The sequence below is a fragment of the Superficieibacter electus genome, assembly GCF_002915575.1.
In the GTDB taxonomy this organism is placed as follows: Bacteria; Pseudomonadota; Gammaproteobacteria; order Enterobacterales; family Enterobacteriaceae; genus Superficieibacter; species Superficieibacter electus.
In genome coordinates this window covers 1-14017 of sequence record NZ_PQGD01000027.1, presented here as the reverse complement: position 1 = coordinate 14017, position 14017 = coordinate 1, and the positions used below count along the sequence as shown (strand labels likewise).

The following is a 14017-nucleotide window of genomic DNA, read 5'->3' as shown; positions in this document are numbered from 1 at the left end:
TGGTGGTAATCGTCGTTACTCCACCAGTAATAATTTATAAAGCGGTTGATTTTCTTCAACCAAATCGGCCAACGTGAGGTTATCCAGTTCCTTAAGGAAACTCTGCACGGCTTGTGAAAGCGCCTGTTTAAGGCGGCAGGCTGGCGTAATGTGGCAAAAAGCACTGTGACAGTTCACCAGCGTCAGCGGCTCCAGTTCACGGACCACATCGCCAATACGAATCGTATCAGCCGGTTTTCCCAGTCGAATGCCGCCGTTTTTTCCGCGTACGGCAGCAACATAGCCTGCACGACTAAGCTGATTGATTATTTTGACCATATGATTACGGGATACGCCATAAACAGCGGTCACCTCAGAAATACTGGTCATTCGCCCGGCCGGAAGCGATGCCATATAGATTAGCGCACGCAATCCGTAATCGGTAAAACTCGTTAACTGCACATCAACCTCAAAACAGGGGGAAACGCGGATATTTATAATAGTGATGATAAACCAGCCAACCGTCAGGTCGCTAATTTATTTGATCGCAGGGACGAAAAGCAGGAGTTCAGGGCGGGCTTTGCTTATCTGGCCTGCGCGTTTCGTCGCAGGCCAGTCATCAATAATGATTATGCGTCGAACGGATCGCGCAGGATCATCGTCTCAGTACGATCCGGACCGGTGGAAATAATATCTACCGGTACGCCGGTCAGCTCTTCAATACGCTTGATGTAGTCCAGCGCCGTCTGCGGCAGACCGTCGCGGGTTTTCACCCCGAAGGTAGATTCAGACCAGCCCGGCAGCGTTTCGTAAATCGGCTCAATGCCTTCCCAGTTGTCGGCAGCCAGCGGCGTAACGGTAACTTCGCGGCCATCCGGCATACGGTAACCAACGCAGATTTTCACTTCTTTCAGGCCGTCCAGCACGTCCAGCTTGGTCAGGCAGAAGCCGGACAGGGAGTTGATCTGCACCGCACGTTTTACCGCTACCGCGTCCAGCCAGCCGGTACGACGACGACGACCAGTGGTGGCCCCGTATTCGTTACCCTGCTTGCACAGGAACTCGCCGGTGTCATCAAATAGCTCAGTCGGGAACGGGCCCGCACCCACGCGTGTGGAGTAGGCTTTGATGATGCCAAGCACGTAGTCCACATAACGCGGACCGAGGCCGGAGCCAGTCGCCACGCCACCAGCGGTGGTGTTAGACGAGGTCACGTACGGGTAAGTACCGTGGTCGATATCCAGCAGCGTACCCTGCGCACCTTCAAACATCACGAAATCGCCACGCTGACGCGCCTGATCCAGCAGATCGGACACATCGACGACCATCGCAGTGAGGATGTCGGCAATCGCCATCACATCGTCCAGCACTTTCTGGTAGTCAACCGCGTCTACTTTGTAGAAGTTCACCAGCTGGAAGTTGTGATATTCCATCACTTCTTTCAGTTTGTCGGCGAAGGTCGCTTTGTCGAACAGATCGCCCACGCGCAGACCGCGACGGGCGACTTTATCTTCATAAGCCGGACCGATACCGCGACCGGTGGTGCCAATCGCTTTCGCGCCGCGTGCTTTTTCGCGTGCCACGTCCAGTGCGACGTGATAATCGAGGATCAGCGGGCAGGCTTCGGAGAGCAACAGACGCTCGCGAACCGGGATACCACGGTCTTCCAGTTCTTTCATCTCTTTCATCAGCGCAGCAGGCGACAGCACAACGCCGTTACCGATGATGCTGGTGACGTTATCGCGGAGAATACCTGATGGAATAAGATGGAGAACGGTTTTTTCACCGTTGATTACGAGAGTATGGCCTGCGTTGTGACCGCCCTGATAGCGCACCACATATTTAGCCCGTTCAGTCAGAAGATCGACGATCTTCCCTTTACCTTCGTCACCCCATTGGGTGCCCAGTACGACGACGTTGTTACCCATTTTAAAATCACCGATTGCTTAAAAATGGATTCTACCACCGCTTTTTAGGTTAATCAGCACTTTTTGCAACCCAAAAACCGCAAATCCGACCACTTTTTGATCAGCCAATCGTTTTCGTCAACATGTAGTAGATCACAAAGCCAGCAACCACAAGTCCACCGCCAAAACGACGTAAAATAGTATCCGGTAACTGGGTCATGGCAGCGAGCATTTTGCGCCAGGCACGTGGGTAAAGCATTGGCCCGAGGCCTTCAAGGACTAAAACCAGCGCGAGAGCGAGTAAAATTGTTGAGTTCATTTTTATCCCAGTAAAAAGAAAACCACCGCCCTCACTAAGAGAGACGGTGGTTTTTATCAAACCGTCACTGACACAATATTAACGCGTCGCGTTAGTCGGCGTCTTCATATAACGGAAGAAATCACTGTCAGGACTCATCACCATCACGTCCTGATTGCTTTCGAAACTCTTCTCGTAAGCACGCAGGCTGCGAATAAAGGCATAGAAATCCGGGTCCTGGCTGAACGCGTCGGCGAACAGCTTCGCGGCCTCTGCATCACCTTCACCACGCAGGATACGGCCCTGACGCTCGGCTTCTGCCAGCGTTTTGGTGACTTCGTAATCCGCAGCGGCCTGGATTTTCTCTTTCTCTTCTTCACCCTGTGAACGGTGACGACGCGCAACCGCTTCACGCTCGGCGCGCATACGGTTGTAAATCGCTTCCGAGACTTCGGTCGGCAGGTTGATCTGCTTGATCCGCACGTCCACCACTTCAATACCGAGCGCCGCCATACTGTTCGGATTCACAACAGGTACTTTGCCGTTGGTTTCCGCGGCAACGCGCTCTGCGGCCTTGGCGATTTCGTTATCCGCGCCCGGCGTGGCCACTTCGTCTTCTGTACCCGCTGAGCCGGAGTTCAGGGCTTCACGGACTTCGATGGTCAGACGACCACGAGAGTCGGTGACGATGTCTTTCACATCCAGGCGACCAATTTCGGAGCGCAGACGGTCAGAGAACTTACGTTTCAGCAGCACTTCGGCCTGAGAAACGTCGCCACCGCCGGTCGCCAGGTAGTAACGGCTGAAGTCGCTGATACGCCATTTGATATAGGAGTCAACGATCAGGTCTTTCTTCTCTTTGGTGACAAAACGATCGGCCTGGTTATCCATGGTCTGGATACGGGCATCGAGCATTTTCACCGATTCGATAAACGGCACTTTAAAGTGCAGACCCGGCTCGAAGATCAGCGGTTTGTTATCGTCGTCACGCAGTACTTTACCGAAGCGCATGGTGATCCCACGCTCACCTTCTTTCACCACAAACAATGAGGTGTAAAGCACTACCAGCACGATGATGATAATCGCAATAACAGACTTACGCATCGTTATTCCCCCTGACGCTGGTAGTCGTTACGCTGCGCGTTGGCGCGGCGTTGGTCCATAATGTCGCCCTGATCGGTAGACGATGTTTTGTTAGCACCGCTGTTGCTGCCCGAACTCGCAGGTGGCAGGCGCAGGAGATTATCCGCACCACTGCGCTCACTCTTTGCTGAAGGCGCGCTATTGCCTTTAAGCATTTGATCCAGCGGCAGAACCATCAGGTTCCCGCCCTTGTCGTTAACCAGTACCTTGCGGGTATGGCTGAGGACTTTTTCCATCGTTTCGATATACAGACGCTCGCGGGTAATTTCCGGGGCGGCTTTATATTCCGGCAGCATTTTGGCAAAGCGTGCAACTTCACCCTGCGCTTCTAACACCGTTCGCGTTTTGTAAGCGCGGGCTTCTTCCAGAATACGCTGCGCTGAACCGTTCGCACGCGGCTGAACTTCGTTGCTGTACGCTTCTGCTTCACGAATAGACTGCTGTTCGTTTTCACGCGCGGAGATCGCATCGTCAAACGCGGCCTGTACGGCTTCCGGCGGACGGGCGGCCTGGAAGTTAACGTCCAGCAGGGTAATCCCCATATTGTAAGGACGAATGGTTTCTTCCAGCTCACGCTGGGTATCGCTACGAATAACGGTACGCCCTTCGGTCAGAATACGGTCCATGGTGTATTTGCCGATCACACCGCGCAACGCGCTGTCGGTCGCCTGACGCAGGCTGTCATCAGCGCTGGTAACGCTGAACAGATAACGACGCGGATCGGTGATGCGGTACTGTACGTTCATCTCAACGCGCACCACGTTCTCATCGGACGTCAGCATCACGCCGGACGCCGCCAGTTCACGCACAGCTTCTACGTTGACAGCGGTGACGTCGTCAATAAAGGTTGGCTTCCAGTTCAGGCCCGGCTCTACCAGGTGACTGAATTTACCAAAGCGTGTGACTACGCCGCGTTCCGCTTCTTTAATGGTATAGAAACCACTGGCCGCCCAGATAATGACCACTGCTGCCACAACGATCCCGACAATGCGGCCGCCCATCTGGCTACGCGGACCTTGCGGTGCACTGCCACCCGTGCCTTTTCCGCCGCCGAAGCCGCCGAGTTTCTTACTCAGCTTGCGAAAGATATCGTCCAGATCGGGCGGTCCCTGTTCACGACCGCCTTTGTTTCCATTTCCGCCGGGGTTGCCGCCAGGTTTATTACTCCCCCAGGGGTCGCGGTCTTGTCCGTTATTACCGGGCTGGTTCCACGCCATGTCTGTACTCCATATTTGTTATGCGGTGATATACCCGTCACACCTGTGCTGCGCGTTTCGGGCATCCTCTAAAAGAGGGAAAATAGCTTCAGTCGGGTCAAATAATATAATCAACCAGAGCAGGTTCTTGTTTACAGAGTCGACGCCAGTCAACAATGGGCAGGCGAATTTGCAGACTGATACTGCCGTCGTCCTCTAGCCACTCTTTTTCTATTGCCTGAAGCTGATAAAACCGGCTTCTCAAACGACCTTCCTGCGGAGGTAGACGCAACGTATGCTGCGCAATTTCACCGGAGAGCCGCTCGGTCAAAGCCTCAAAAAGCAACGGTACGCCCGCGCCGGTCTGTGCAGATAGCCACACCCGGATCGGTTTGTTTTCTTCATCACGATCGATACGCGGCTCAAAATCGTCCAGCATATCGATTTTATTCATCACCAGCAGCGTGGGGATCTCGTGCGCGTCAATCTCTTCAAGCACGGTATTCACCGCATCAACGTTTTCCTGCACCCGAACGTCAGCCGCATCAATAACATGCAGCAACAACGTTGCCTGACGCGTCTCCAGCAGCGTGGCCTTAAATGCCGCTACCAGATCGTGCGGCAGATGGCGGATAAAGCCCACGGTGTCTGCCAGTACGGTTTCGCCGACATCCGCGACATCAATGCGGCGCAGCGTCGGGTCCAGGGTGGCGAAGAGCTGATCGGCCGCGTAAACCTGTGACTCGGTGATCTGATTAAACAACGTCGATTTTCCGGCGTTGGTATAACCGACTAAGGATACGGTCGGAATATCGGCTTTAATGCGCGACTGACGCCCCTGTTCACGCTGCTTTTCCACTTTTTCCAGCCGTGACAGAATTTGCATAATCCGGTTGCGCAATAAACGACGGTCAGTTTCGAGCTGGGTTTCACCCGGGCCGCGCAAACCGATGCCGCCTTTTTGTCTTTCAAGGTGCGTCCAGCCACGTACCAGGCGTGTTGCCATATGACGCAACTGGGCCAGCTCGACCTGTAATTTACCCTCATGGGTGCGGGCGCGCTGAGCAAAAATATCTAAGATAAGACCAGTACGGTCGATAACCCGGCATTCGCATAAGCGTTCCAGATTACGCTCCTGGGCCGGACTTAAGGCGTGATCAAACAGCACGACTGACGCACCAGTCGCTTTTACGGCTTCCGCAATTTCAACTGCTTTACCTTCACCAACATAATACTTGGGATGCGGTGCTTTACGGCTACCGGTAATCACCTGAGTTGCTTCGACACCGGCGGAAGAGACCAGAGATTCAAACTCCTGCAGGTCTTCCATATCTTTGTCTTGCGAAAAATAGATGTGTACCAGTACCGCCTGCTCACCGGCGTCATAACGGTCAAACAAGCGTAAACCCTCATTAATAACCAGCGGGGAACCTGAACAACAAGCTCCCCTACCGGGAAAAACAGCGAATAACTTACTCGTTATCGTCGCCGTCTTGCTGGGACGCAGAAGAACCCTGCGCGTTACTACCGTGATGATAGTTGCTGCCAGTACCGCCGGTCGCGTTGTTGCTGTGATGAGATACCGGACGAGACGGGACAACGGTAGAGATAGCGTGCTTATACACCATCTGGCTGACCGTATTTTTCAACAGAATCACGAACTGATCGAAAGATTCAATTTGACCTTGCAGCTTAATACCATTCACCAAATAAATAGAAACCGGAACGCGTTCACGACGTAGTGCGTTCAGGAACGGGTCTTGTAAAGATTGCCCTTTAGCCATTCTCTCTTTTCCTTATATGTATGCTTGTTTTGTACGTAGAACCTTACGATTCTGCAAATTGCGCACGATTCGACTCAATTGTACACATTCAATGAGCGTTAGCACCAACAACCTGCAACACCTTGTCACGCGCCTGTTCCGGTTTTTCACTATCAAGCCAGTGAACCCCTTCCCAACCGCGCAGCCAGGTGACCTGGCGTTTCGCTAACTGTCTCGTGGCGCAAACACCTCGATAAACCATTTCATCGTACGAAATTTCACCTTCAAGATATGACCACATCTGGCGATATCCCACGCAACGAATGGAAGGCATATCCGTATGCAAATCTCCACGAGCAAAAAGCGCTCGCACTTCTGCTTCAAAATCTGAAGCCAACATCTGATGAAAACGCTGCTCAATGCGTTGATGGAGCAGTTCGCGGCTCGCCGGAGCGATGGCAAACTGGTGCACCTTGTAAGGCAGAGCCTCTCCTGAGGTTTGCGTCAGTTCCGTTAAAGTTTTACCCGAAATGAAAAAAACTTCCAGTGCCCGGGAAAGTCTTTGCGGATCATTTGGATGAATACGCGTGGCCGAAACCGGATCTATTGTCTGGAGCTGCCGATGTAACGCGTCCCATCCCTGCTCTGCGGCCTGTTGTTCAATCTTTGCTCTGACCTGTGGGTCCGCTGATGGCAGCGGCGATAGCCCTTCCAGTAAAGCCTTAAAATACAACATCGTACCGCCAACCAGCAGCGGAATACGGCCCGCTGCGGTGATCTCTGCCATCTCTTTTAGCGCATCACGACGAAAATCGGCCGCAGAGTACGCCTCGGCAGGATCGAGAATATCTAATAACCGGTGCGGTGCGGCGCGGCGTTCTTCCGCGCTCGGCTTTGCCGTACCGATATCCATTCCCTGATAAATAAGGGCTGAGTCGACGCTTATCAACTCTACTGGCAAAACTTTACGTAACTCAATGGCGAGTGCCGTCTTACCGGAAGCCGTTGGCCCCATTAAAAAAATTGCCTGCGGTAATTCTGTTTGTTTCACGTTACTCATCTTTCAGGGCGCTCAGCGCCACATCTATCTCTACAGGTTGTAATAATCCGCCCGGCGGCGACGTCACTAAATGGGGGCAAAGGCGTTCTACTTCTGCCAGTACCGAAATAGCCTGCGCCATATTCCACTGGCTGTGTTCACTTGCCAGATTACGCGCAAGCCACAAGGCGATGTCATCCCCATGCTGTGTTGTCTGCTGCGCCAGGTAGCCTATCAGTTCAGGAATCAAGTTTTGTAAATTTTGTTGCCGTAAGGGTAAAGGCACAGCGCGAATTGTCACATATTGCGCATCTGATTGAAATTCAATACCCAATGTCGCCAGCAGGGGCTGAGCCTTATTCAGCGCCGCCATCTCCGTTGCGGAAGCTTTCAGGCGTAGCGGGATCAGCAGCGGTTGGGCGCAAATCTCATTTTTACCGGGCGTTAACTGCGCCTGCCGTAGCCAGCGCTCCGCCACTGATAGCGAGAGCAGATGGAGCTTACCTTCCCGCTCCATTAGCGCATATTCAGTATGCAGGATCGTTAACACGCGACCAAAGCTTTGACTATGGGCTTCCAGCACCGTCGCTGCAGGTTGCGGTTCACGCGCCTCACGTTGCGTACCCGGAGTTTGCAGCAGTTCCCGGTAGAGCGTACCCTGCTTTTTCTGGTAGCCTGGCTGCGCGTTAGGCCAGCCTGCGCCGCCTGACGGTGATGCAGCGCGCGCAACAGGCGCTTCCCGCGCCGGTGCAGGTTCAGCAAACTGATTACGGCCCGCTGCGACGCGGTTTTCCGGCATGTGGCGCGGTGCGGGCGCGTTTTCATCGGCCAGTGGCAACGGCACATCGTTACCTTGTTGCAGAACGCTCAATACGCCCTGGTAGATAAAGTCGTGCACCAGCCGCGACTGATGGAAACGCACTTCATGCTTGGCAGGGTGAACATTAACGTCTACCTGATGCGGATCGATCTCCAGATAGAGTACAAAAGCCGGTTGCTGATCGATACCCAGCTTATCTTCACAAGCCTGGCGAATCGCATGATTAATCAGACGATCGCGCATCATGCGCCCGTTAACATAGCTGTACTGCGTTTCCGCCAGCGCCGCTGTAGTACCCTGCGGATTCGCCACCCAGCCGCGCAGGGTCAGATCGCCGTGCTGCCATTCAATCGCCAGCGCCTGTTCCAGAAACGCGGTGCCACAAATGGCCCCCATCCGCCGTTCTTTTGGCGCGTTGAGCTGCACCGCCCGGTACTGGCGCACCATTTTACCGTTATGATTGAGGTTAATCGTGACGTCAAAACGCGCCAGCGCGATGCGACGGATAATCTCATCGATATGGCTGAATTCGGTTTTCTCGGTACGCATGAATTTGCGCCGGGCGGGCGTGTTATAGAACAGATCCAGCACTTCCAGCGTCGTCCCCACCGGATGAGCGGCAGGTTTGACCGTCACGTCCATATCCCGCCCTTCCGCGTAGGCCTGCCAGGCTTCCTGCTGTTCCGCCGTGCGTGAAGTCAGGGTCAGACGCGAGACAGAACTGATACTCGCCAGCGCCTCGCCGCGAAAACCGAGGCTGATAATCGCTTCCAGATCGTCAAGCGTGGCGATCTTACTGGTGGCGTGACGCGCCAGCGCCAGCGCCAGCTCGTCTTTCTTAATCCCGCAGCCGTTATCGCGGATACGGATCAACTTTGCGCCACCGCGCTCAATATCAATATCAATGCGCGTGGCACCTGCATCAATGCTGTTCTCGACCAGCTCTTTCACCACCGACGCAGGACGCTCAACCACCTCACCGGCGGCAATCTGGTTTGCAAGCTGCGGCGGCAGAACCTGAATCGGCATGATATCTCCTTAGTTGAGCAGCATCCCACCCGGCGATGACGCGCTGGCTACCTGGCCCGCGCCGTTCTGCGGGCCAGGCTGGAGCGGATGCGCCTGGAAGTAGTTCCGCAGCCCCGCATAGATCGCATTCGCAAGCTGCTGCTGATAATCGTCGCTGGCGAGCAGTCTTTCCTCGCCGTTGTTGCTGATAAACCCGGTCTCCACCAGTACGGAAGGGATATCCGGCGAGCGCAGTACGCCAAGGCTGGCGTGTTCAGGTCGCCGCTTATGCAGTGAACCGATGCGCTGGAGTTGCGTCAGCATATTAGTAGCGACATCATACCCGACCCGCTGCGAATGACCGAACTGTAAATCCAGCACCGCCTGGCTCAGATACGGATCGGACTGACTATTCGCCAGCACGTCACCTGCGCCACCAAGTAACTCAGACTGTTTCTCGTGCTGTTCCAGCCAGCTTGCCATTTCGCTATTGGCACGACGGTTTGACAGTACCCATACCGATGCACCGGTCGCATCGCGATTTGGCGCGGCGTCAGCGTGAATCGACACCAGGAAGTTAGCATTCTGCTGACGAGCAACATCTGAGCGCCCCATGACTGAGATAAAGTAATCACCGTCGCGGGTGAGCACCGCTTTGAACATCGGATCGTTGTTCAGTAGTGTGCGCAGCTTGCGTGCGATGGCAATGGTCACGTTTTTCTCACGCGTACCGCCGGGACCGATGGCCCCCGGATCTTGCCCGCCATGACCGGCATCTATCGCAATAATCACTTTGTCACCCGAGGCCGTACGCGTACGCATAGCAGGCCGCGTCACGGGATTACTATTGGTGACGGTGGTCATACGATCATTATTCGCTTTAAACGGGTTTTTTGCTGGCTGCGCAGGTTGAGTGGGCGGCGTTTGCGCGACGACCGGTGCCGCAACGCGCGGTTGTGCAACGACAGGCGGCGGCGGCGGAATATCGGCATTAATGGTAAAGACGACGGTGTAATTTCCCCCGTTTTGCTGCTTCACCGCCCGTGTTTTACCGTTCTGCGTGAGATCGACCACCAGCCTTAACGACTGGTTATCTTTCGGCGTACCGGAACGGATAGCTTTTACCAGATTGTTACCACTGAACTGAAGTGGCAACCCCTGAATCACGCCAGTTTGTTTAATATCCAGCGCCACCGTTCGGCTGCCGTCCTGCGAAAACGCATACTCGGGATCGCCGACAAAGCTAAAGGTAATGCGGGCCTGACGATCGCCATTAGACACCTGGATATCAGACAGGCTTGCCGCTCCGGCCTGCGTGCACAGCAGAACCAACAGCGATATTAACCACTTATGCATACGATACATCATCCCGTCACCCTTAAGGTTAACCGGCTACACGCGCCAGCAGCGAATTACCTGATGCGGAGACTGCCACAAGGCGCGCCTCACGACCCTGCGCTTGATAATCGAGGTGTATTTCAATATCCGGTTCGGGCAGCACGCCCGTGCCCTGCTGCGGCCATTCCACCAGACAAATCGCATCATCGGTAAAATAGTCGCGAATACCCATAAACTCCAGCTCTTCCGGATCAGCAAGGCGATATAAATCAAAGTGATATACCATTAACGCGTCGAGCGTATACGGCTCCACCAGCGTGTAAGTTGGGCTTTTCACATTGCCATGGTGTCCCAGCGCCTGTAAAAACCCCCGGCTGAAGGTCGTTTTGCCTGCGCCAAGGTCGCCGTACAGATAAATCACCGTTGCGCCATGGCAGGCTTTCGCAATACGGTCGCCAAGGTCCAGCGTTGCTTGTTCGTCGGGTAAAGGAATCACTCGATTAATCATGGTCTGGGTCAATCACATCCGGGTTAACAACACGCACAAGCGTGGAAAAAAGATCGGTAGCTAACATGCCACGCGTACCCTGTCGTGCCGCGATTTTATCAGCCGCGACGCCATGTGCCACACATCCTGCGCTGGCGGCTTCATAGAGCGGTAATTGTTGGGCCAGCAATGCACCAATAATACCGGACAGAACATCACCCATGCCACCGCTTGCCATTCCGGCATTACCGGCATCCACAATGCCCAGCGAGCCTTCGTGACTGGCAATGACTGTCCCTGCGCCTTTCAGCACCACCGTGCCACCATACTGTTTTACCAGACGCTGAGCAGAAAGTAAGCGATCACTCTCAATTTCTGCCACGCTGGTATTCAACAGGCGGGCAGCCTCACCAGGATGCGGGGTCAGCAGGCGATTGTGACGTTTATCGGGATTGATTGCCAGCAGGTTCAGCGCATCGGCGTCCCAGAGCATCGGTTTGCGAAAATTCTCAACTTTATGTAGCGCCTGCTTGCCCCATTTTTGCTGTCCAAGACCTGGGCCGACCACTACCACATCCGCCCATTCCAGATTATCGTCCAGCACCTGCGGGGTTAGCTCCTGAACCATTAGCTCTGGCCGCGCGGCGAGGATGGGAACGATGTTATCGCTGCGGGTCAGAATGCGTACCAGACCAGCTCCCGCCCGTAGCGCCGCTTCGCCAGTCATACGGATCGCGCCCGCCGTACCGTGGTCACCGCCGATAATCAGCAGCTTACCGTGATCGCCCTTATTGGAAGTGGGCCGGCGTGGTTTTAACCAGTCCGCCAGTTGAGCGTCGTCAAAGCGATTGTAGGGTGCCTCCTGTCCCGCCAGCCATCCTTCCAGACCCAGCGCGTGATGGTGTAGAGCGCCGACCACGTCACGCGCCTTGCCGGTCAACAGACCGGGCTTAAGCGCGATAAAGGTGATGGTCAGCGCGGCGTTAATCACCGCACCCGGCGTCGCACCGGTCTGCGCGAGTAGCCCGGAGGGAATATCCAGCGCCACGACGGGAGCCGGATGACGATTGGCATGCTCTATCAGCGCGGCGATGCCCTCGCGCGCTGCGCTGCGCAGGCCCGTACCCAGCAGGCCATCAATAATCACCTCGATGCCCTCGGGCCACGCCGCGTCTGGCGCATGGATAGTACCGCCAGCATCAAGCCAGGCGTCACGTGCCGCCTGCGCCTCTTCCGGCAGCGGCTTTTCACTCTCCAGCGCCATCAGACTAACCTCAATACCTGCGGCCTGCGCCAGCCTTGCAACGACATAACCATCGCCGCCGTTATTGCCGGTGCCGCAGAGAATGAGCCAGCGGCGCGATGCCGGATATGTTTCCCGCGCCAGCGTAAACGCCGCCAGCCCCGCACGCTGCATTAATTCATACAGCGTGATGCCTAATGCATCCGCGGCCTCCCGCTCAAGGCGCGGCAGACTCTCCGCAGGCCAGACAGTGTGTGGTATACTTGCGCGGTTTGTATTCATCTTATGGTCCGTCATGTCTCAGCCCCTCGATCTCAATCAGTTAGCGCAAAATATTAAACAATGGGGCACTGAACTCGGGTTCCAGCAGGTCGGTATTGCCGATACCGACCTGAGCGCCAGCGAGCCAAAACTTCAGGCGTGGCTGGATAAGCAATACCACGGTGAAATGGAGTGGATGGCGCGTCACGGTATGATGCGCGCCCGTCCGCATGAGCTTTTGCCCGGTACGCTTCGCGTCATTAGCGTGCGGATGAACTACCTGCCCGCCAACGCTGCTTTCGCCCGCACGCTGAAAAACCCCTCTCTTGGCTACGTCAGCCGCTACGCGCTGGGGCGCGACTATCATAAGCTACTGCGCAATCGCTTAAAAAAGCTGGGGGAGAAAATTCAGCAACAGTGCGCGTCGCTGAATTTTAGACCTTTTGTCGATTCTGCGCCTCTGCTTGAGCGTCCGCTGGCAGAAAAAGCCGGGCTGGGATGGACGGGTAAGCATTCACTTATCCTCAGCCGCGATGCCGGGTCATTTTTCTTTCTTGGCGAACTGTTAATTGATTTGCCCCTGCCCGTCGATAGCCCCGTTGAAGAAGGCTGCGGGCGCTGCGTCGCCTGTATGACCATCTGCCCGACTGGCGCAATCGTCGAGCCGTATACCGTCGACGCCCGCCGCTGTATCTCCTATCTCACCATTGAACTGGAAGGCGCGATCCCGGAAGAATTCCGTCCGCTAATGGGCAACCGCATTTACGGCTGCGATGACTGTCAGCTTATCTGCCCGTGGAACCGCTATTCACAGCTCACTGAAGAAGACGATTTTAGCCCGCGCAAATCGTTACACGCCCCGGAACTGATTGAACTGTTCGCCTGGAGTGAAGCCTGGTTTCTGAAAGTGACTGAGGGTTCGGCAATTCGCCGTATTGGTCATCTGCGCTGGCTGCGAAATATTGCCGTCGCGCTGGGCAATGCGCCGTGGGATGAAGCCAATATTGCGGCGCTGGAAACGCGTCGGGGTGAGCACCCACTTCTCGACGAACACATAGCATGGGCGATTGCGCAGCAAATTGAGAAGCGCAATGCCTGCGTCGTGGAAGTGCAACTACCGAAAAAACAGCGGCTGGTACGGGTGATTGAGAAAGGGTTGCCGCGCGACGCCTGATTCATTCACAGCGTGTGTATAAAATTAAAAACTCATTGGTATTCAACACGCAAAAATTCGTCAAGCGATCTAATTAACATTTTGAAATATTATTTTAGTTATATTTTTCATTAAGTTAGCGGGAAATAATTTACATTTTGAACTTTTTCACAGAATGGAGAACACAAATTAACCTGTGGATAACTCTGTTTACAGAAGTTTGTCAGAAGTGAAAAATATCCCATTCAACGGGCGTTGCCGCTGTGGATAATTTATTCTTGAGTGAAATTTTGGAGCGGGAAACGAGACTCGAACTCGCGACCCCGACCTTGGCAAGGTCGTGCTCTACCAACTGAGCTATTCCCGCTTGGGTGGTGTACTT

At 54.7% G+C, this 14017-nt stretch carries 13 protein-coding genes and 1 tRNA gene; 1 reads left to right on the top strand and 13 read right to left on the bottom strand.

Going from position 1 to position 14017, the window contains the following annotated elements; all coding sequences use genetic code 11:
• Positions 1-15: 15 nt before the first annotated feature.
• The 12 genes from nsrR to nnr form a co-directional block, all read right to left on the bottom strand.
• Positions 16-441: a nitric oxide-sensing transcriptional repressor NsrR gene (gene nsrR / locus CHU32_RS23950; protein WP_103678516.1), complete on the bottom strand. Its 426-nt coding sequence runs from the start codon at positions 439-441 to the stop codon at positions 16-18.
• Between the two features lie 167 nt (positions 442-608).
• Positions 609-1907 carry an adenylosuccinate synthase gene (locus CHU32_RS23940; RefSeq protein ID WP_103678514.1) on the bottom strand — a complete coding sequence of 433 codons (1299 nt, stop codon included), beginning with the start codon at positions 1905-1907 and terminating at the stop codon, positions 609-611.
• Between the two features lie 100 nt (positions 1908-2007).
• Positions 2008-2205, bottom strand: coding sequence for a DUF2065 domain-containing protein (locus tag CHU32_RS23935; RefSeq protein ID WP_103678513.1), 198 nt, complete (start codon positions 2203-2205; stop codon positions 2008-2010).
• Between the two features lie 78 nt (positions 2206-2283).
• Positions 2284-3288, bottom strand: coding sequence for a protease modulator HflC (hflC, locus tag CHU32_RS23930; protein WP_103678512.1), 1005 nt, complete (start codon positions 3286-3288; stop codon positions 2284-2286).
• Positions 3289-3290: 2 nt separating this feature from the next.
• Positions 3291-4544, bottom strand: coding sequence for an FtsH protease activity modulator HflK (gene hflK / locus CHU32_RS23925; protein WP_103678511.1), 1254 nt, complete (start codon positions 4542-4544; stop codon positions 3291-3293).
• A gap of 97 nt (positions 4545-4641) precedes the next feature.
• Positions 4642-5922: a ribosome rescue GTPase HflX gene (gene hflX / locus CHU32_RS23920; RefSeq protein ID WP_103678510.1), complete on the bottom strand. Its 1281-nt coding sequence runs from the start codon at positions 5920-5922 to the stop codon at positions 4642-4644.
• A 73-nt stretch (positions 5923-5995) separates the two neighbouring features.
• Positions 5996-6307, bottom strand: a complete 312-nt coding sequence (gene hfq, locus CHU32_RS23915) for an RNA chaperone Hfq (RefSeq protein WP_103678509.1) — start codon at positions 6305-6307, stop codon at positions 5996-5998.
• A gap of 88 nt (positions 6308-6395) precedes the next feature.
• On the bottom strand, positions 6396-7301 hold the full coding sequence (gene miaA / locus CHU32_RS23910) for a tRNA (adenosine(37)-N6)-dimethylallyltransferase MiaA (RefSeq protein ID WP_425444910.1): 906 nt from the start codon (positions 7299-7301) through the stop codon (positions 6396-6398).
• A 37-nt stretch (positions 7302-7338) separates the two neighbouring features.
• Positions 7339-9174: a DNA mismatch repair endonuclease MutL gene (mutL, locus tag CHU32_RS23905; protein ID WP_103678507.1), complete on the bottom strand. Its 1836-nt coding sequence runs from the start codon at positions 9172-9174 to the stop codon at positions 7339-7341.
• A gap of 9 nt (positions 9175-9183) precedes the next feature.
• Positions 9184-10521 (bottom strand): N-acetylmuramoyl-L-alanine amidase AmiB, encoded by a 1338-nt coding sequence (gene amiB, locus CHU32_RS23900; RefSeq protein WP_103678506.1) that lies wholly within the window; start codon positions 10519-10521, stop codon positions 9184-9186.
• 16 nt (positions 10522-10537) lie between these two features.
• Positions 10538-10999: a tRNA (adenosine(37)-N6)-threonylcarbamoyltransferase complex ATPase subunit type 1 TsaE gene (gene tsaE, locus CHU32_RS23895; RefSeq protein ID WP_103678505.1), complete on the bottom strand. Its 462-nt coding sequence runs from the start codon at positions 10997-10999 to the stop codon at positions 10538-10540.
• Positions 10992-12518: a bifunctional ADP-dependent NAD(P)H-hydrate dehydratase/NAD(P)H-hydrate epimerase gene (gene nnr / locus CHU32_RS23890; RefSeq protein ID WP_103678504.1), complete on the bottom strand. Its 1527-nt coding sequence runs from the start codon at positions 12516-12518 to the stop codon at positions 10992-10994. Before nnr ends, tsaE begins: the two co-directional genes overlap by 8 nt.
• On the opposite strand from nnr, the gene queG reads away from it, so the two are divergent.
• On the top strand, positions 12517-13656 hold the full coding sequence (gene queG, locus CHU32_RS23885) for a tRNA epoxyqueuosine(34) reductase QueG (RefSeq protein ID WP_103678503.1): 1140 nt from the start codon (positions 12517-12519) through the stop codon (positions 13654-13656). The genes nnr and queG overlap by 2 nt on opposite strands.
• A 270-nt stretch (positions 13657-13926) precedes the next feature.
• Here the strand turns inward: queG and CHU32_RS23880 are convergent.
• Positions 13927-14002 (bottom strand) — tRNA-Gly (locus tag CHU32_RS23880).
• Between the last annotated feature and the right edge of the window lie 15 nt (positions 14003-14017).

Bases quoted from the DNA above. Each gene is read 5' to 3' on its own strand.
- tsaE (WP_103678505.1), bottom strand. From the start codon at position 10,999: ATGATTAATCGAGTGATTCCTTTACCCGACGAACAAGCAACGCTGGAC.
- CHU32_RS23935 (WP_103678513.1), bottom strand. From the start codon at position 2,205: ATGAACTCAACAATTTTACTCGCTCTCGCGCTGGTTTTAGTCCTTGAA.
- hflK (WP_103678511.1), bottom strand. From the start codon at position 4,544: ATGGCGTGGAACCAGCCCGGTAATAACGGACAAGACCGCGACCCCTGG.
- nnr (WP_103678504.1), bottom strand. From the start codon at position 12,518: ATGACGGACCATAAGATGAATACAAACCGCGCAAGTATACCACACACT.
- amiB (WP_103678506.1), bottom strand. From the start codon at position 10,521: ATGATGTATCGTATGCATAAGTGGTTAATATCGCTGTTGGTTCTGCTG.
- hflC (WP_103678512.1), bottom strand. From the start codon at position 3,288: ATGCGTAAGTCTGTTATTGCGATTATCATCATCGTGCTGGTAGTGCTT.
- miaA (WP_425444910.1), bottom strand. From the start codon at position 7,301: ATGGGGCCAACGGCTTCCGGTAAGACGGCACTCGCCATTGAGTTACGT.
- CHU32_RS23940 (WP_103678514.1), bottom strand. From the start codon at position 1,907: ATGGGTAACAACGTCGTCGTACTGGGCACCCAATGGGGTGACGAAGGT.
- queG (WP_103678503.1), top strand. From the start codon at position 12,517: ATGTCTCAGCCCCTCGATCTCAATCAGTTAGCGCAAAATATTAAACAA.
- hfq (WP_103678509.1), bottom strand. From the start codon at position 6,307: ATGGCTAAAGGGCAATCTTTACAAGACCCGTTCCTGAACGCACTACGT.
- mutL (WP_103678507.1), bottom strand. From the start codon at position 9,174: ATGCCGATTCAGGTTCTGCCGCCGCAGCTTGCAAACCAGATTGCCGCC.